The organism is Bacillus sp. JFL15 (assembly GCF_001184225.1).
Lineage (GTDB): Bacteria > Bacillota > Bacilli > Bacillales > Bacillaceae > Bacillus > Bacillus siamensis.
This window is the reverse complement of sequence record NZ_KQ236689.1, coordinates 3,764,084-3,780,727: the sequence shown is the minus strand read 5'-3', so window position 1 is coordinate 3,780,727 and position 16,644 is coordinate 3,764,084. Positions and strand designations below refer to the sequence as shown.

At 47.0% G+C, this 16,644-nt stretch carries 20 protein-coding genes and 1 pseudogene; 18 read left to right on the top strand and 3 right to left on the bottom strand.

Annotated features, from left to right (window positions below):
- Positions 1 to 24 precede the first annotated feature (24 nt).
- Positions 25 to 249, top strand: a complete 225-nt coding sequence (locus AD710_RS18550) for a YqkE family protein (RefSeq protein WP_049628723.1) — start codon at positions 25 to 27, stop codon at positions 247 to 249.
- Positions 250 to 281: 32 nt separating this feature from the next.
- On the opposite strand, the gene AD710_RS18545 is transcribed toward AD710_RS18550, so the two are convergent.
- Together AD710_RS18545 and mciZ are read right to left on the bottom strand one after the other, a co-directional pair.
- The gene (locus AD710_RS18545) at positions 282 to 1,202 is read right to left on the bottom strand and encodes an aldo/keto reductase (protein WP_049628722.1); all 921 of its coding nucleotides are present in this window, start codon (positions 1,200 to 1,202) and stop codon (positions 282 to 284) included.
- 62 nt (positions 1,203 to 1,264) lie between these two features.
- Positions 1,265 to 1,387: a Z-ring formation inhibitor MciZ gene (gene mciZ / locus AD710_RS18540; RefSeq protein ID WP_049628721.1), complete on the bottom strand. Its 123-nt coding sequence runs from the start codon at positions 1,385 to 1,387 to the stop codon at positions 1,265 to 1,267.
- A 78-nt stretch (positions 1,388 to 1,465) separates the two neighbouring features.
- On the opposite strand from mciZ, the gene AD710_RS18535 reads away from it, so the two are divergent.
- Positions 1,466 to 2,020: an NUDIX domain-containing protein gene (locus tag AD710_RS18535; protein WP_016939174.1), complete on the top strand. Its 555-nt coding sequence runs from the start codon at positions 1,466 to 1,468 to the stop codon at positions 2,018 to 2,020.
- Positions 2,020 to 3,183 carry a TIGR00375 family protein gene (locus AD710_RS18530; protein ID WP_049628720.1) on the top strand — a complete coding sequence of 388 codons (1,164 nt, stop codon included), beginning with the start codon at positions 2,020 to 2,022 and terminating at the stop codon, positions 3,181 to 3,183. The genes AD710_RS18535 and AD710_RS18530 overlap by 1 nt, the downstream gene beginning before the upstream one ends.
- A 9-nt stretch (positions 3,184 to 3,192) precedes the next feature.
- On the opposite strand, the gene AD710_RS18525 is transcribed toward AD710_RS18530, so the two are convergent.
- Complete coding sequence (locus AD710_RS18525; RefSeq protein ID WP_016939172.1) at positions 3,193 to 3,546, bottom strand: helix-turn-helix domain-containing protein; 354 nt, start codon at positions 3,544 to 3,546, stop codon at positions 3,193 to 3,195.
- A 175-nt stretch (positions 3,547 to 3,721) separates the two neighbouring features.
- Here AD710_RS18525 and AD710_RS18520 point away from each other — a divergent pair, with 175 nt between their 5' ends.
- From AD710_RS18520 to spoIIAB, 15 genes and pseudogenes are all read left to right on the top strand, one after another.
- The gene (locus tag AD710_RS18520) at positions 3,722 to 4,711 is read left to right on the top strand and encodes a type I asparaginase (RefSeq protein WP_016939171.1); all 990 of its coding nucleotides are present in this window, start codon (positions 3,722 to 3,724) and stop codon (positions 4,709 to 4,711) included.
- Between the two features lie 36 nt (positions 4,712 to 4,747).
- On the top strand, positions 4,748 to 6,175 hold the full coding sequence (gene aspA, locus AD710_RS18515; RefSeq protein WP_003153322.1) for an aspartate ammonia-lyase: 1,428 nt from the start codon (positions 4,748 to 4,750) through the stop codon (positions 6,173 to 6,175).
- A gap of 140 nt (positions 6,176 to 6,315) precedes the next feature.
- Positions 6,316 to 7,722, top strand: coding sequence for a Na+/H+ antiporter NhaC (nhaC, locus tag AD710_RS18510; RefSeq protein WP_016939170.1), 1,407 nt, complete (start codon positions 6,316 to 6,318; stop codon positions 7,720 to 7,722).
- 12 nt (positions 7,723 to 7,734) lie between these two features.
- Positions 7,735 to 9,048 (top strand): NAD-dependent malic enzyme, encoded by a 1,314-nt coding sequence (locus tag AD710_RS18505; protein ID WP_016939169.1) that lies wholly within the window; start codon positions 7,735 to 7,737, stop codon positions 9,046 to 9,048.
- Between the two features lie 111 nt (positions 9,049 to 9,159).
- Positions 9,160 to 9,450 (top strand): hypothetical protein, encoded by a 291-nt coding sequence (locus tag AD710_RS18500; RefSeq protein ID WP_016939168.1) that lies wholly within the window; start codon positions 9,160 to 9,162, stop codon positions 9,448 to 9,450.
- 56 nt (positions 9,451 to 9,506) lie between these two features.
- A pseudogene (locus AD710_RS18495) lies at positions 9,507 to 9,707 on the top strand (hypothetical protein); the annotation flags it as partial.
- Positions 9,708 to 9,812: 105 nt separating this feature from the next.
- Positions 9,813 to 10,457, top strand: coding sequence for a stage II sporulation protein M (spoIIM, locus tag AD710_RS18490; protein WP_016939166.1), 645 nt, complete (start codon positions 9,813 to 9,815; stop codon positions 10,455 to 10,457).
- A gap of 112 nt (positions 10,458 to 10,569) precedes the next feature.
- On the top strand, positions 10,570 to 11,019 hold the full coding sequence (fur, locus tag AD710_RS18485) for a ferric iron uptake transcriptional regulator (RefSeq protein ID WP_016939165.1): 450 nt from the start codon (positions 10,570 to 10,572) through the stop codon (positions 11,017 to 11,019).
- Positions 11,020 to 11,133: 114 nt separating this feature from the next.
- Positions 11,134 to 11,361, top strand: a complete 228-nt coding sequence (locus tag AD710_RS18480) for a YqzK family protein (protein WP_003153331.1) — start codon at positions 11,134 to 11,136, stop codon at positions 11,359 to 11,361.
- Positions 11,362 to 11,368: 7 nt separating this feature from the next.
- Complete coding sequence (xerD, locus tag AD710_RS18475; RefSeq protein ID WP_016939164.1) at positions 11,369 to 12,259, top strand: site-specific tyrosine recombinase XerD; 891 nt, start codon at positions 11,369 to 11,371, stop codon at positions 12,257 to 12,259.
- A gap of 169 nt (positions 12,260 to 12,428) precedes the next feature.
- Positions 12,429 to 13,613 carry a phosphopentomutase gene (gene deoB, locus AD710_RS18470; protein ID WP_016939163.1) on the top strand — a complete coding sequence of 395 codons (1,185 nt, stop codon included), beginning with the start codon at positions 12,429 to 12,431 and terminating at the stop codon, positions 13,611 to 13,613.
- An 11-nt stretch (positions 13,614 to 13,624) separates the two neighbouring features.
- Positions 13,625 to 14,443: a purine-nucleoside phosphorylase gene (locus tag AD710_RS18465; protein ID WP_045925500.1), complete on the top strand. Its 819-nt coding sequence runs from the start codon at positions 13,625 to 13,627 to the stop codon at positions 14,441 to 14,443.
- 136 nt (positions 14,444 to 14,579) lie between these two features.
- Positions 14,580 to 15,749: a D-alanyl-D-alanine carboxypeptidase family protein gene (locus AD710_RS18460; protein ID WP_045925499.1), complete on the top strand. Its 1,170-nt coding sequence runs from the start codon at positions 14,580 to 14,582 to the stop codon at positions 15,747 to 15,749.
- Positions 15,750 to 15,844: 95 nt separating this feature from the next.
- Positions 15,845 to 16,198 (top strand): anti-sigma F factor antagonist, encoded by a 354-nt coding sequence (gene spoIIAA, locus AD710_RS18455; protein ID WP_016939160.1) that lies wholly within the window; start codon positions 15,845 to 15,847, stop codon positions 16,196 to 16,198.
- The gene (gene spoIIAB, locus AD710_RS18450) at positions 16,195 to 16,635 is read left to right on the top strand and encodes an anti-sigma F factor (protein ID WP_016939159.1); all 441 of its coding nucleotides are present in this window, start codon (positions 16,195 to 16,197) and stop codon (positions 16,633 to 16,635) included. Before spoIIAA ends, spoIIAB begins: the two co-directional genes overlap by 4 nt.
- The last annotated feature ends 9 nt before the right edge of the window (positions 16,636 to 16,644 follow it).

Genomic DNA, 16,644 nt, shown 5'->3' with positions numbered 1-16,644 from the left:
TTATTCAGATACGGGGGTATAATGATGAAAAAGCAGCTGTCTAAAGAAAAACACAGCTTAAAAGACAATCTGGAGGAAGATCTGAAGGCCAGGCTTTTGCAAATGAAAAGTGAGCTGAAGGAAGAAGACGAGAAAAAACAAGCGCAGCAAAAGGCGGAACAAATCAGAAAACGAAAAGAAAAAGAAAAAAATAAAAGCTTTGAAGAGCTGCTGAATGAAAGCAGTCTCGATTGGCACAAATATAAATAAACCGGCATCTGACAAGGTGCCGGTTTTATTGTTTAAGAACGATGGGCTTCGTATACGTCCTGTTTTGTATGGTATTGCAGGGCTTTGATTTCCTGACTGCTTAAACGCCGGGCTTCTGCAGCCGAACAGTTTTCTCTCAGCTGTTCAGGCGAGCTTGCTCCGGTGATGACAGAAGCGACGGCCGGCTGTGAAAGCAAGTATTGAAGAGAAAGCTCCGTCATGCTCAGATCAGGCACGGCAGCGTTAATCGCTTTTTTGGTTTCTGCCAGTTCTTCAAAAGAATATGTTAAATAGCCGTTCTCTTTTACGCTTGCGGCCGCTTGATCGAGCGGTTTTTCCGTAAGAAGCCCTTTAGCGACAGGCCCTCTGGCGACGACGCTGATTCCGTTCTCCTCTAAAAGGGGAAGCCACTCCTCGGGACGCCGGTCCAGCAGGCTGTATTGCATCATAATACTTGTGATATTTGATTTTTTCACATATTCTTTAATGACATTCGGACGAATCGAGGAAATGCCGTAATACCGGATGACACCTTCCTGTTTTAAGTCCTCGAACGCTTCGATCGTTTCATCAATCTGATCCTCCATCGTGCCGCCATGCAGCTGATAAAGGTCGATATAGTCCGTTTTCAGCCGGCGCAGACTGTTTTTGACCGCTTCTTTTATGTATCCTTTGGAAGCGTCCCAATGCCAGCCGTCTTTCTCATCATTCCAGCGGTTTCCGGCTTTCGTGGCTAAAATGATGTCGTGTCTGCGGTTTTTGACGGCCTCCCCGACGATTTCCTCATTTCTGCCGAAATCATAAAGATCAGCGGTATCTAAATAATTGATACCAAGCTCGATCGCTTCATCCAAAATAGACAGCGCCTTAGCTTTACCCGTGCCGAGCGACATACAGCCGAGCCCGATTTCGCTTATTTCTAAATCAGAACGTCCCAATTTGCGTTTTCTCATCATTTTGCTCCTTTTTATGGTCTTTTATTGACCGTAATATAAAGGCGCGAAGTTTTCAACTGTTAAGGCCCGGTGATCCAATCTCCGACATAGCGGAATGTCTGTCCGTACTCTTTCAATTTAGCCCGCACTTCCCAAGCCTTTCCGACCAATACGATGCTCTTATCCTTCCGGTACACCTTCAATCGAAAAGCACCTCCCTCTTATGCATGTATGATAAAATATATGAGGCATAATAGAGAGACAGAACGGGAGATGACATGATGAAACATTTAGAAGAAAAAACACTTGCGAAAAAAAAGCTGTATGACGGGAAAGTCATAGATCTTTACTTAGAGGATGTAGAGCTCCCGAACGGAAAAACAAGCAAGCGGGAAATCGTCAAACATCCGGGAGCGGTGGCCGTACTTGCGATAACCGAAGAAGGAAAAATCATTTTGGTGAACCAGTTCAGAAAGCCGCTGGAACGGACAATCGTTGAAATTCCGGCCGGCAAGCTGGAAAAAGGAGAAGAGCCCGAACATACCGCATTAAGAGAGCTAGAAGAAGAAACGGGATATACGGCGGAAACCTTGACGAAAATCACCGCTTTTTATACATCACCCGGATTTGCTGATGAAATCGTGCACCTCTTTCTTGCTGAAGGGCTTTCATTGCTTGAAGAAAAGCGCGAACTGGATGAGGATGAATTTGTCGAAGTGATGCAGGTCACGCTTGAAGAGGCCGTGAAGCTGGTTGAATCCCGCCGGGTGTATGACGCTAAAACGGCATACGCGATTCAGTATCTCCAGCTGAAAGAAGCGCTGAAGGAAAAATGATGAAAACCGTTTATGCGGATCTGCATATTCATATCGGGCGAACCTATACGGGGAGACCGGTCAAAATCACCGGGGCTAAAACGTTGACGCTGCAGCGGATTTTGGAAGAAGCAAGCGAGGGGAAGGGAATTGAACTATTGGGCATCATCGACTGCCATTCCCCGGAAGTCTTGGAAGAAATCGAGCTTGGAATTGATGAAGGCAGATACCGTGAGCTGAAAGAAGGCGGCATCCGCTATCGGAATACGACGCTTCTGTTGGGCAGTGAGCTTGAAATTTATGACCACACATGCCGCGGGCCGATTCACGTTCTCGTCTTTATGCCGGCTCTTGCCGAAATGAAGATGTTTTCTGAGTGGCTCGCAAAAAGGCTTAAAAATATCCATCTCAGTTCCCAGCGCATTTACGAGACCGGTTTGAATCTTCAAAAGAAAACAAAGGAATTGGGCGGGCTGTTTATTCCCGCCCATATGTTCACCCCGCATAAAAGCCTGTACGGAAAAGGGGTCAGATCTTCTTTGACAGAAGTTTTCGACCCGGCGCTTATTGACGCGGCGGAACTCGGATTAAGCTGCGACACTGGCATGGCTTCACGGTTAACGGAACTTGATCCGTATACATTTTTAACAAATTCTGATGCGCATTCCTTAGGAAAAATCGGCAGAGAATATAATGAAATGCTTCTGAAGGAAGCGAACTTTACGGAATTTTCGCTGGCTCTAAAAGGGAAGGGCGGAAGAAGAATCACGGCGAATTACGGACTGAACCCGAAGCTCGGGAAGTATTACAGGACGGCTTGCGACCGCTGCGGCAGCCCGGCTGAAAAAGGAGCTTTAAAATGTGCGGAATGCGGCGGGAAAACAATGACAAAAGGGGTCAGTGAACGGCTGGAGGAACTGAGCGGACCAAAAAAAAGCCGCGTGCCGCGGCCTCCGTATATTCATCAAATCCCTCTGCAGTTCATTCCCGGAGTCGGGCCGAAAACATTGGAAAAACTAAAGCGGACTTTCGGGACGGAAATGGCGATTCTTCATCAGGCAGAAGAAGAGGACCTGGCACGCATCGTGCAGCCCAAAATAGCGGCTGTCATTCATAAAGCGCGCACCGGACAGCTCGACCTTGAGGCGGGAGGCGGAGGAACATACGGCCGAATCAAGCCGTAAAGCCGGTTTTTAGCGGAGTTCCTCCTGTACCTTTTTTTTCGTGCGGACAAACGCAATCAATTCGATGATTTCATCCTGATTAAGCGGCTCCCCGTCAACGGTCAGTGTGCCGCGGCCTTGTGCGGCTTTTGTTAATTCGATGGTCTGGGCAAACGGCTCCGCCTTTTTTTCAGTGCGCCCCAGTAAATCGTCGCACGTCGTGTCAAACAGATCGGCAAGCGTGCCCAGCGCTTCGAATGACGGGCGCCGGTAGCCTGACTCATACCCGGCGTATGTGCTTTTTGCGATGCCGAGCCGGTCAGCCGTATATTGAAGAGACCAATTTTTCTTTTTTCTCAGTTCAGTTAAACGATCTAAATTCATATTCAAAACCGCTCCTTTTCACTTGAGCAAAATTATATCATATCGATGTGTAAAAGTGTACGCGAATTGAATAATAATCACTTGATTAATTTCATTCGTCTGTCTATAATTTGATTAAAAGTATGCGAAAAGCGAATGCTTAAACATCTTGAGAAATGATGAAGAGGTGCAGGGTATGAAAAAATTATTGCTGTTAACAACCGGAGGAACAATCGCCTCAGTCGAAGGAGAAAACGGGCTTGCACCCGGGGTAAAAGCAGACGAATTGTTAACCTACGTATCAAAACTTGATAACGATTACACGATGGAAACCCATTCGTTAATGAACATCGACAGCACCAATATGCAGCCTGAATATTGGGTCCAAATAGCTGATGCTGTCAAAGAAAAATATGACGCGTACGACGGGTTCGTCATCACGCACGGCACAGACACAATGGCATATACATCAGCGGCGCTGTCTTATATGCTTCAGCATGCCGATAAACCGATCGTCATTACGGGTTCGCAAATCCCGATTACATTTCAAAAAACCGATGCCAAAAAAAATATCACGGACGCGATCCGCTTCGCATGTGAAGGGGTGGGCGGCGTATACGTCGTATTTGACGGCAGAGTCATTCAAGGCACCCGCGCCATTAAATTAAGAACGAAAAGCTATGATGCATTTGAGAGCATTAACTACCCGTATATCGCGTTTATTACCGAAAACGGAATTGAATACAACAAACACGTGCACATGCCAAAAGACGACGCCTTTACGGTCAATACATCACTTTGCACGGACGTGTGCCTGCTCAAGCTTCATCCGGGGCTTAAACCGGAAATGTTTGACGCGTTAAAGGGTATGTACAAAGGAATCGTCATTGAAAGCTACGGCAGCGGCGGCGTGCCGTTTGAAGGAAGGGACATTCTCGCCAAAGTCAATGAAATGATTGAAAGCGGCATTGTCGTTGTCATTACGACACAATGTCTTGAAGAAGGAGAAGACATGAGTGTCTATGAAGTCGGACGGAGAGTCAATCAAGATCTCATCATCCGTTCAAGAAATATGAACACAGAAGCCATCGTGCCGAAATTAATGTGGGCGCTCGGCCAGTCTCACAATTTGGCTGAAGTCAAAAACATTATGGAGACACCGATCGCAGACGACGTTGTACTGTAAAAAAGACCACCATCAAAGAGAAAGTAGGGTATTAGCATGACAAACGCGCAAAAAGAATATCGTCAGGAAAAAGATTTCCTCGGAGAAAAACAAATTGAAGCTGATGTGTATTACGGAATCCAAACGCTGCGCGCGAAAGAAAACTTTCCGATTACCGGCTACCGCATCCATGAAGAAATGATTAATGCGCTCGCCATCGTCAAAAAAGCGGCGGCGCTTGCCAATATGGATGTAAAGCGCCTCTATGAAGGAATCGGCAACGCGATTGTCCAGGCCGCAGACGAGATTCTTGAGGGTAAATGGCATGACCAATTCATCGTCGATCCGATCCAAGGGGGAGCCGGAACGTCCATGAACATGAATGCCAACGAAGTAATCGGCAACAGAGCGCTTGAAATCATGGGACATAAAAAAGGTGAATACATTCATCTCAGCCCGAACACACACGTCAATATGTCACAATCGACAAACGACGTGTTCCCGACGGCGATTCATATTTCTACCTTAAAACTTCTGGATAAGCTCCTTGATACAATGGCGCATATGCTGAGTGTCTTTAAAGATAAAGCGAAACAATTTGATTCTGTCATTAAAATGGGACGCACACACCTTCAGGACGCTGTGCCGATCCGTCTCGGACAGGAATTTGAAGCGTACAGCCGCGTGCTTGAGCGTGATATAAAGCGAATTAAACAATCCCGCCAGCATCTGTATGAAGTAAACATGGGGGCAACGGCTGTAGGTACGGGACTTAACGCTGATCCGCGCTACATAGAACAGGTTGTAAAGCACCTGGCTGACATCAGCGGACTGCCTCTTGTCGGCGCCGGCCATTTGGTTGATGCCACACAAAACACTGATGCTTATACGGAAGTTTCAGCCGCGTTGAAGGTATGCATGATGAATATGTCTAAAATCGCCAACGATCTGCGCTTAATGGCATCAGGCCCGCGCGCGGGACTAGCGGAAATTTCACTGCCCGCCCGTCAGCCGGGATCATCCATTATGCCGGGGAAAGTCAACCCTGTAATGGCAGAGCTGATCAACCAAATCGCCTTCCAGGTCATCGGGAATGACAATACAATCTGCCTCGCTTCAGAAGCGGGCCAGCTGGAGCTTAACGTGATGGAGCCGGTGCTCGTATTTAACCTGCTTCAATCCATCAGTATTATGAACAACGGTTTCCGATCATTTACCGATCATTGTCTGGCGGGGATTGAAGCCAACGAAAAACGCCTGAAGCAATACGTGGAAAAAAGCGTCGGCGTCATTACAGCGGTCAACCCGCACCTTGGATATGAGGCGGCTGCGCGAATTGCCCGTGAAGCAATCATGACGGGGCAATCTGTAAGAGATCTCTGTCTCCAAAACGATGTACTGACAGAAGAAGAATTGGATATCATTTTGAATCCGTATGAAATGACAAAACCGGGGATTGCCGGAAAAGATCTTTTAGAAAAATAAATTTTGAAGCAACAACAGCCGCCTTTTCACGTTTTTCAGTGAAAAGGCGGTTGCCATACAAAGGGATGAGGAAGTATAGTATAATTTGTTATATCATTTGATGAAAGCGTTTTAGCTTTTTCTTCTAGGGGGATTTTTTTGTGAAAGAGGTCAGATTGCCAAATTTATTGGAAATTATTATCTTATTATTCGGGTTTTTAGCGCTTGTTTTGTCATTCACAGTGTTTTTAGACCTGCCGATCCAGCTTGCTCTCTTTATATCCTGGTTTATCGCTATTATTCTCGGAATCAGGCTGGGACATTCATATAAAGACTTGCAGTCATCCATTGTCACCGGGATATCAAACGGTCTTGAAGCCGTTCTGATCCTAGTTTCAGTCGGTGCCCTTATCGGGACATGGATTGCCGGCGGCGTTGTGCCGACTTTAATTTATTATGGTTTAGAGTTTATTAATCCTCATGTGTTCCTGCTTGCTACATTGGTTATTTGTTCGGTTATGTCCGTTGCGACCGGGACGTCCTGGGGAACCGTGGGAACGGCGGGAATCGCCATGATTGCCATTGGAGAGGGAATGGGCATACCGCTTCCGATCGTAGCGGGGGCCGTTTTGTCCGGCGCTTACTTCGGGGACAAGCTTTCACCGCTGTCTGACAGTACGGTGCTTGCCTCCACGCTTTCTAAGGTGGATGTGCTGTCACACGTCAGAGCGATGATGTATCTGTCCATTCCGTCCTATATCATTACGGCCATTCTTTTTACCGTAACGGGATTTATATACGGCGGAAAAAATATTGATCTTGATAAAGTGGAATTTTTAAAGTCTGCATTGCAGAAAACGTTTGATATTCATATATGGATGCTTATCCCGGCGGTTGTCGTCGTCGTCCTGCTGATTTTGAAAAAGCCGTCTATGCCCGTCATCGTCATCGGTGCCTTGCTTGGCGCCATCTGGGCTTCTGTTTTTCAGGGAATGAATTTTGCCAGTGCCATCGCGACTGCTTACAATGGTTTTTCCATTAAAACGGACGTCGAATTTTTAAATGGGCTGTTAAACCGCGGAGGCATCACCGGCATGCTGGATACGTTGGTCGTTATTCTTTTCGGTCTCGGTTTTGGAGGAATTCTCGAGAAGCTCGGCGTATTAAAAGTGATTGTCTCAACTTTTGAGAAAAAACTGACCACACCGGGAAATGTAACGCTTTCGACGCTGATCGTCGCCCTTTTAGCAAACATTTTCGGCTGTGCGATGTATGTGTCATTGATACTGACGCCGAAAATCATGGAGAACAGTTATGATAAACTGAAACTTGACAGAAGAATTTTATCCCGGAATGCCGAGGTGGGCGGCACGCTTACTTCAGGGATGGTGCCATGGTCTGACAACGGCATCTATATGGCCGGCATTCTCGGCGTATCCACGTTTTCTTATCTGCCGTTCATGTGGCTCAGTTTTGTATCTATCGGACTGGCCATATTGTACGGATACACGGGTAAATTCATTTGGTACACGAAAGAAAAATCCTTGCAATCTCAAAAACTGGGTTAGGGGGGTTATTTTATGATTACAAAGCATATGATTCGGACGTTAATGATAGAAACGCCGACTGTTCCCGGAAATCTGGGAAAAGTGGCAACGGCCATCGGAGTGATGGGCGGAGATATCGGGGAAGTTGAAACCGTTAAAGTCGGCCCGAACTACACCATGCGCAACATTACGGTGCAGGCCGAAAATGAGGAGCAGCTGCAGGAAATCATTCAAGCCATTGAAGCTCTCGGTGAAGGCATCCGGCTTCATACCGTCTCAGATGAAGTGCTCTCTGCTCATGAAGGCGGAAAAATTCAGATGAAAAGCAAAATGCCGATCCGGACACTGGCTGAGCTTGGCCGTGTTTATACGCCGGGCGTGGCCGATGTGTGCAGACTGATCGAAAGCGAGCCTGAAAAAGCATCCATCTATACGACCATCAGCAATTCTGTCGCCATTGTCACCGACGGAACGGCGATTCTCGGTCTCGGCAACATCGGCTCTGTCGCCGGAATGCCCGTAATGGAAGGGAAGGCAGCGCTTTTTGACCAGCTGGCAGGCATCAGCGGTATTCCGATTTTGCTCGACACCTCTGATCCGGAAGAAATCATCCGCACGGTAAAACATATTTCTCCGGGATTCAGCGGAATTCTGCTTGAAGATATCGGTTCGCCTCACTGCTTTGACATTGAAGACCGCCTGAAGGAAGAATTGGACATTCCGGTTATGCACGACGACCAGCACGGCACGGCGGTCGTTACTCTCGCCGCCGCCATTTCCGCTTGTAAAAGCGCAGGTCTTGATTTAAAAGAAGCGAAAGTCGGACAGATCGGTCTCGGCGCGGCGGGCGTCGCCATCTGCCGCATGTTTATGGCATACGGAGTCAAAGCGGTCTGCGGAACGGACAAGTCAGAAGAAGCAATGAACCGCCTCGCTCAATACGGAGGTCAGCCGCTTGAAAGCATTAAAGATTTAATGGACACGTGTGACATTGTGATCAGCACCACAGGAGTTCCGGGGCTCATTAAAAAAGAGGATGTCAGAAAAGGACAAGTCATTCTGGCCTTATCTAATCCGAAGCCGGAGATTGAACCGGAAGAGGCGCTGCAGGCCGGAGCCGCTTATGCAGCCGACGGCCGTTCAGTCAATAATGTTCTCGGCTTCCCTGGTATTTTCCGCGGTGCGCTGAACGCCAAAAGCAAGAAAATTGACCATGAAATGCTTGTGGCGGCCGCTGAAGCCATCGCTTCTTGTACGAAACACGGTGATCTCGTACCTCAGCCTTTGGACGCGGACGTGCATCACGCCGTATCGGCAGCTGTAGAGCGGGCCGCGGCGGGAAAATAAATAACGCTCACAGCACCGGATATGTATCCGGTGCTTTTTTTATCATGAATAGGAAGCGGAATTCTTTGGCAGGCTAACATATAGAAAAAGACGGAATAAAGAGGTGTCAATGTGGATTATTTTCCGCTGATCCATACAAATATTTGGGATGCTGTGATCGGCGTGCCGGTCGTCTTATGCGTGACGCAGCTGATCAAAGTGTTCTGCAGGGTTCCCGGCATATTCGTTCCCACGATTGCCCTTGTTGTCGGAAATATTGTGTCTATCGTTTTCGGTCACCACGAACACGTGTATGAGGGGAGTTTTATGGGATTCTTTTACGGATACGCCGCAATGGGGAGTTTTTCATCTGCCAAAACATCTCTGCGCGCCTACCGGAAGAAACATGAGCCCTATTCATGAACACACCTGGATTTTTTTGTTATGATAGAGAAAAGGCAAAAAGGAGCGATCTGCACATGGCGAAAAGCAAAGCGAAAAAAATGCGGGAGCATCTCAGAAGAAACGGGTTGCGTGACGCAGTCTTATCAAGAGGGGCGGCGCCGTCCTTCAGCACGCATGAAAGAGTGACAAAAACCAAAAAAGACAGGCTGGAAAGAATAAAGCATAAAAAAAGGAATCCCCATGATCACAAGAGTGATGGCGGGGATTCTTTTTTTTTTGCCGGAATCTCGGAGCCTTTCTATGATTTCTCTGTCATGTTTTCTCTTTTCTTTCATACAATCTACTAAATCAAGTCAATAGATTAGCGGGAGGAAAGCGGTATGAGGAAACAATCGTACAAAGAACTGTTTTTTCGCCATATGAAGGATCATCTGTCACTTTATATATTTGTGTTTGTCTTGTTTTTAATGGGTGTCATTTTCGGCGCGATCATTGTCAACAGCATGACAATCACACAGAAAGAAGATTTGTATTACTATTTAAGCAAATTTTTCGGACAGCTGTCTGACGGAAAACATGCCGGCGCCTCAGACATGTTTTGGCAGGCCGTCTTTCATGATGTAAAATATTTGGGGCTGATGTGGATTCTGGGTATTTCCGTAATCGGTCTCCCGGTGATTTTTATCATGGTGTTTTTGAAAGGAATCGTCGTCGGTTTTACGGTCGGATTTTTAGTGAATCAAATGGGGATGAACGGATTTTTCCTGTCTTTCATCTCGGTGCTGCCGCAAAACATCGTTCTCATTCCGGCATACCTTATCATGGGGACATGCTCTATCGCTTTTTCGCTGAAACTGATCCGGCAGCTGTTTGTCAAACGCAGCCTCCATGATACGCCGATCCAATGGTTCGGACGCTACGCCTTCGTGCTGATTCTCATCATTTTCTTCTCGGTCATCGCTTCACTGCTGGAAGCGTATGTGTCTCCGCTGTTTATGGAAAAGCTTTCATCACGGATCTTTTAGAATGATTATCACAAAATAATACTTTTATTTATCAGTTTGTAATAATTATAGTTGGAACTCTGCGCGTATTTTGTTATAATGAGTCATGGAATGCGGCGTAGGAGGGAAAGACATGGAAAACCGTATTGATCGAATTAAAAAGCAGCTGCACTCGTCAAGCTACAAGCTTACGCCACAGCGTGAAGCAACGGTAAGGGTGCTCCTTGAAAATGAAGAAGACCATTTAAGCGCAGAAGATGTATACCTCCTCGTAAAAGAGAAATCTCCTGAAATTGGTCTCGCTACAGTATACCGTACATTAGAATTATTAACAGAATTAAAAGTCGTTGATAAAATTAACTTCGGGGACGGCGTATCCCGCTACGACCTTCGCAAAGAGGGCGCGGCCCACTTCCATCATCATCTGGTGTGCATGGAGTGCGGAGCCGTCGATGAAATTGAAGAAGATCTGCTTGAAGACGTTGAAGAAGTGATTGAACGTGATTGGAAATTTAAAATTAAAGATCATAGATTGACTTTTCACGGAATCTGCCACCGCTGCGGCGGGAATGAAACAGAATAAAAGCCTATGAACCTTTTCTGTCAGGAAAGGGTTTTTTGCTGTTTTTATGTATAAAAGCCTTTGAAATTGGCATAAGGTGTACTAACAGCCGCCAAAGAAAGGATCGATCGAAAGATGGGCAGATTCCTAAAAACAGCCGCGGATACGATCAAAGTGTTTATTCTGTTCACAGGTTTTACCGCGCTGTTCTATTATGCTATGATATGGGTGAATTCAGAGTATGAAAACTATCATCGGTACGATAAACCGGAAGGCTCCGCCGTCAAAGTGGCCAAAACGGAACATGAGGAGAAGGACGGCTGGTTCGGCCGGTTGATCTTTTTTTACCAAAACGGGGAGTAGATCAAGAGTGAAGGATCAAATTAAGGATTTCATCCATTATGTGAGGGTTGAAAGAGGGCTGTCCCAAAATACGATGATGTCCTATGAGCGTGATCTGAAAAGTTATTCTCTCTTCTTAACTGAAACCCTTCAGATCACTTCTTGGAATGATGTGACCCGTCTTCATATTATTCAATATTTAAAGCATTTGAAGGACTCGGGGAAATCAGGGAAGACGTCTGCCAGGCATTTGGCGTCAATCCGGTCTTTTCATCAATTTCTGTTAAGGGAGAAAGCCGCGGATAAAGATCCTTCTGTACATATTGAAACACAAAAAACAGAGCGGGCCCTCCCAAAAGTGCTGGCGCTGAACGAAGTAGAGCAGTTATTGGACACGCCTAAGCTTAACAGCCCGTTCGGTCTCAGGGATAAAGCCATGCTCGAATTGCTGTATGCAACCGGCATCAGGGTCAGCGAGATGATTGAGCTGAAATTATCCGACGTTCATTTGACGATGGGATTTGTCCGCTGCTTCGGAAAAGGCCGGAAAGAGCGGATTGTGCCGATCGGTGAAGCCGCCTCCCATGCGATCGAAGCATATATCGAAAAAGCCAGAGGGAAATTATTAAAGAAAAATGTGACCGAAGCGCTTTTTCTGAATCATCACGGCAGGCAGATCAGCCGTCAGGGATTTTGGAAAAACCTGAAGAAAATCGCCCTTGAGGCAGGCATTAAAAAAGAACTGACACCGCACACGCTCCGGCACTCTTTTGCAACGCACCTGCTTGAAAACGGGGCGGACCTGCGCGCCGTGCAGGAGATGCTTGGACATGCCGATATTTCCACGACGCAAATTTACACGCATGTGACGAAAACAAGGCTGAAGGACGTGTACAAGCAGTATCATCCGCGCGCCTAGGAGCCGTTGGCAAAGGTGCCGCGGCTTTTTTCTGTCGGATTGGCGGAATACAGAGAAGGTTCTTATTATTTGAATAGGCATTGTCAACAAGAATGTAAACGGTTTATACTTGAGTTGTCTGACCTCTGTAAGCTAAAATGGACAGATGGAAGAAAAGGAGGCTTTTATGATGTCTGAATACAAATATAAACGTGTGTTTTTGATCGTAATGGATTCGGTCGGAATCGGTGAAGCGCCGGACGCCGCCGATTTTAATGATATAGGCGCAAATACGCTCGGACATATCGCAGAGCACATGAACGGTTTACATATGCCTCATATGGCACAGCTCGGTCTCGGACTGATCGGGGACATTAAGGGTGTGGAAAAAACGGAGCAGCCTCTGGCGTACTACGGTAAAATGCAGGAGGCGTCAAACGGAAAAGATACGATGACGGGGCACTGGGAGATTATGGGCCTCTACATTGAAAAACCGTTTAAAGTGTTCCCGGAAGGATTTCCGGATGAGCTTCTTCAGGAGCTTGAAAAGCGTTCCGGACGCAAAATCATCGGGAATAAGCCGGCTTCAGGGACGGCGATTCTGGACGAGCTCGGAAAAGAACATATGGAAACGGGTGCGCTGATCGTTTATACATCAGCAGATTCCGTTTTGCAGATTGCGGCTCACGAAGATGTCGTTCCGCTTGACGAGCTGTACAGCATCTGTGAAACAGCCAGAGAACTGACGCTTGATCCGAAGTACATGGTCGGCCGGATCATCGCAAGACCGTTCATCGGAGAACCGGGCAGCTTCAAACGCACGCCGAACCGCCATGATTATGCGCTCAAACCGTTCGGCCGCACGGTAATGAACGGAATGAAAGACAGCGGTTTAGACGTCATTTCCATCGGTAAAATTTCTGATATTTACGATGGAGAAGGCATCACATCATCCCGCCGCACGGTATCTAACATGGACGGCATGGACAAAGTGATTGAAACGCTCGGTGAAGATTTTACGGGCCTGAGCTTTGCCAACCTCGTTGATTTTGATGCGCTGTACGGACACCGCCGTGATCCGGAAGGGTACGGAAAAGCGCTTGAGGAATTCGACGCAAGGCTTCCGGAAGTGTTTGAAAAAATGAAAGAGGACGATCTGCTCATCATCACGGCGGATCACGGCAATGATCCTGTCCATCACGGGACGGACCACACGCGGGAGTATGTGCCGCTTCTTGTCTACAGCAAAAAGCATAAACATACCGAACAGCTGCCGCTTGCGGATACATTTGCCGATATCGGCGCAACCATTGCGGATAATTTCAAAACGGAAAAGCCGGAATACGGAAAAAGCTTTTTATCAAGATTACAGTAGGGGGACTTTTTTTGAAACAAAAGATCGAACGTGCTGCTGCATTTATTAAAGAACACGTGAAAGAAACACCTAAGATCGGTCTGATTTTAGGTTCAGGGCTCGGCGTATTGGCCGATGAAATTGAAGGAGCTGTCAAGCTTACATATGAAACGATCCCTGATTTTCCGGTCTCAACGGTAGAAGGCCATGCCGGCCAGCTTGTGATGGGAACGCTTGAAGGTGTGCAGGTCATCGCGATGCAGGGCCGCTTTCATTATTATGAAGGCTACTCAATGGATCAGGTAACGTTTCCGGTCCGCGTGATGAAGGCGCTCGGCGTTGAATCTCTCATCGTGACGAACGCAGCGGGCGGTATCAACACTGACTTCCGCGCCGGTGATCTGATGATTATTACCGACCATATCAACTTTACGGGCACCAACCCGTTAATCGGTCCGAACGAAGCGGAATTCGGAGCCAGATTCCCGGACATGTCAGAAGCCTATGACAAAGAGCTGTCAGGCTTGGCTGAAAAAACGGCGGCTGAGCTTGGCATCCCTGTTCAAAAAGGTGTGTACACGGCTGTTACGGGGCCATCTTACGAAACGCCGGCTGAAGTCCGGTTTTTAAGAACGATGGGGTCTGACGCTGTCGGAATGTCGACCGTGCCGGAAGTCATCGTCGCCAACCACGCGGGAATGCGTGTGCTCGGCATCTCGTGCATTTCAAACGCGGCAGCCGGCATTCTTGACCAGCCGTTATCCCATGATGAAGTAATGGAAATGACGGAAAAAGTAAAAGGCGGCTTTTTGAAGCTTGTAAAAGCCGTAGTCGCACGATCTCAAAACTAAATCAGCATAGATCAGCTGTTTCTTCGGAAGCAGCTGTTTTTTTATGTCCTCAAAACGAAACATTTTCCAGATGAGGCGTATAAAACCACCGGGCTTGGAAAAAATAAAAAGGATTATGAAATGGAGGGCTTTGGAGATGAAACGTCTTATATCCACTTTGTTGATTGGCATTTTAATAACCGCATCAGCACCGTCCGCTTTTGCAAAGCCGGACGGAAAACATACATCGGAGCTCGCTCATGAAGCCAAAAGCGCCGTGCTGATTGAACGCGATACGGGAAACATTCTTTACAACAAGAACAGCCGGGAGCGTCTGGCGCCGGCGAGCATGACAAAAATCATGACCATGCTTTTAATCATGGAAGCGCTTGACAAAGGTAACATTAAGATGAGCGATAAAGTCAGGACGAGTGAGCATGCCGCGTCCATGGGCGGATCGCAGATTTTCCTCGAACCCGGTGAGGAAATGACGGTAAAAGAAATGCTCAAAGGAATTGCGATAGCTTCCGGAAATGACGCATCCGTCGCGATGGCAGAGTATATCGCCGGTTCGGAAGAGGATTTCGTCAATCAGATGAACAAAAAAGCAAAAGAATTGGGATTGAAAGATACCTCCTTCAAAAACCCGACGGGATTGCCTGAAAAAGGCCACTACAGCTCTGCTTATGACATGGCGAAAATGGCGAAGGAATTATTGAAGTATGATAAAATCACTCAATTTACGGGAACGTATGAAGATTATTTAAGAGAAAACACAGACAAAAAGTTCTGGCTCGTCAATACAAACCGGCTGATCAAATTTTATCCGGGTGTTGACGGTGTGAAAACGGGTTTTACAGGTGAAGCAAAGTATTGTTTAACCGCCACCGCTAAAAAAGGAAATATGAGGGTCATCGCAGTTGTTTTCGGAGCCAGCACTCCGAAAGAAAGAAATGCCCAAGTGACAAAAATGCTTGATTATGCTTTCAGCCAGTTCAAAACACACCCGCTGTATAAACGGAATCAAATCATCGGAACGGTAAAAGTGAAAAAAGGAAAACAGAAACTGATCAAGCTGACCACATCTGAACCGATTTCCCTCCTGGCCAAAAAGGGAGAGAACATGGACAAAGTAAAAAAAGAAGTGAAAATCAACAGCAATATAACGGCTCCGGTTAAAAAAGGGGAGGTGCTTGGCAGCCTCGTGCTGAAAAAAGACGGAAAAGTGCTCGTTGAAAGCCCGGTCACGGCAAAAGACGACATGGAAAAAGCGGGTTTTCTCACTTTTCTGAAGCGGACGATGGGAGATTGGACAAAATTTAAATAATCGTGGCGAACGGGCACTAGTTTTGTCATGGTGAAGGAATTGCTTTCCCGAAAATCGAAACACTCATTATCCGATCATATCAAGGAGGAATGAGCATGAGCCTTGGAATTGACTTGCATGTCAAAGAATCCGTGCTTTGTATTCGATTAACTGGTGAACTCGACCACCATACGGCAGAATCATTAAAACAAAAGGTTGCTGAATCGCTGGAGGCTGACGGCATCCGTCACATCGTGCTGAACCTTGAAGATCTTTCCTTCATGGACAGCTCCGGCCTCGGCGTGATTTTAGGGCGTTATAAACAAATTAAACAGCTTGGCGGAGAAATGGTCGTGTGCGCGATTTCGCCTGCGGTGAGACGTCTGTTTGACATGTCGGGCCTGTTTAAAATCATCAGGTTCGAACAATCAGAACAAAAAGCGCTTTTAACGCTGGGGGTGGCATCATGAAAAACGAGATGCATCTTGAATTTTCAGCCCTCAGTCAGAATGAATCGTTTGCGCGTGTAACGGTTGCTTCTTTTATCGCGCAGCTCGACCCGACGATGGACGAGCTGACAGAAATCAAAACCGTCGTATCAGAAGCGGTAACAAACGCAATCATCCACGGCTATGAAGAAAACTGCGACGGAAAGGTGTACATCTCCGTTACCCTGGAGGATCATGTCGTCTATCTGACCATACGTGACGAAGGCCTCGGGATCACGGATCTTGAGGAAGCGCGCCAGCCGCTCTTTACGACAAAACCCGAGCTTGAGCGCTCCGGAATGGGCTTTACCATTATGGAAAACTTCATGGATGATGTCTCGATTGATTCCTCGCCGGAGATGGGGACGACGATACGCTTAACAAAACACCTATCAAAAAGCAAAGCGCTTTGTAATTAAGGAGATTTG

What these genes read in the sequence shown, in the direction of transcription:
- AD710_RS18550 (WP_049628723.1), top strand. Translation starts at nt 25, where the DNA reads ATGAAAAAGCAGCTGTCTAAAGAAAAACACAGCTTAAAAGACAATCTG.
- AD710_RS18545 (WP_049628722.1), bottom strand. Translation starts at nt 1,202, where the DNA reads ATGAGAAAACGCAAATTGGGACGTTCTGATTTAGAAATAAGCGAAATC.
- AD710_RS18535 (WP_016939174.1), top strand. Translation starts at nt 1,466, where the DNA reads ATGAAACATTTAGAAGAAAAAACACTTGCGAAAAAAAAGCTGTATGAC.
- AD710_RS18530 (WP_049628720.1), top strand. Translation starts at nt 2,020, where the DNA reads ATGAAAACCGTTTATGCGGATCTGCATATTCATATCGGGCGAACCTAT.
- AD710_RS18525 (WP_016939172.1), bottom strand. Translation starts at nt 3,546, where the DNA reads ATGAATTTAGATCGTTTAACTGAACTGAGAAAAAAGAAAAATTGGTCT.
- AD710_RS18520 (WP_016939171.1), top strand. Translation starts at nt 3,722, where the DNA reads ATGAAAAAATTATTGCTGTTAACAACCGGAGGAACAATCGCCTCAGTC.
- aspA (WP_003153322.1), top strand. Translation starts at nt 4,748, where the DNA reads ATGACAAACGCGCAAAAAGAATATCGTCAGGAAAAAGATTTCCTCGGA.
- AD710_RS18505 (WP_016939169.1), top strand. Translation starts at nt 7,735, where the DNA reads ATGATTACAAAGCATATGATTCGGACGTTAATGATAGAAACGCCGACT.
- spoIIM (WP_016939166.1), top strand. Translation starts at nt 9,813, where the DNA reads ATGAGGAAACAATCGTACAAAGAACTGTTTTTTCGCCATATGAAGGAT.
- fur (WP_016939165.1), top strand. Translation starts at nt 10,570, where the DNA reads ATGGAAAACCGTATTGATCGAATTAAAAAGCAGCTGCACTCGTCAAGC.
- AD710_RS18480 (WP_003153331.1), top strand. Translation starts at nt 11,134, where the DNA reads ATGGGCAGATTCCTAAAAACAGCCGCGGATACGATCAAAGTGTTTATT.
- deoB (WP_016939163.1), top strand. Translation starts at nt 12,429, where the DNA reads ATGTCTGAATACAAATATAAACGTGTGTTTTTGATCGTAATGGATTCG.
- AD710_RS18460 (WP_045925499.1), top strand. Translation starts at nt 14,580, where the DNA reads ATGAAACGTCTTATATCCACTTTGTTGATTGGCATTTTAATAACCGCA.
- spoIIAA (WP_016939160.1), top strand. Translation starts at nt 15,845, where the DNA reads ATGAGCCTTGGAATTGACTTGCATGTCAAAGAATCCGTGCTTTGTATT.
- spoIIAB (WP_016939159.1), top strand. Translation starts at nt 16,195, where the DNA reads ATGAAAAACGAGATGCATCTTGAATTTTCAGCCCTCAGTCAGAATGAA.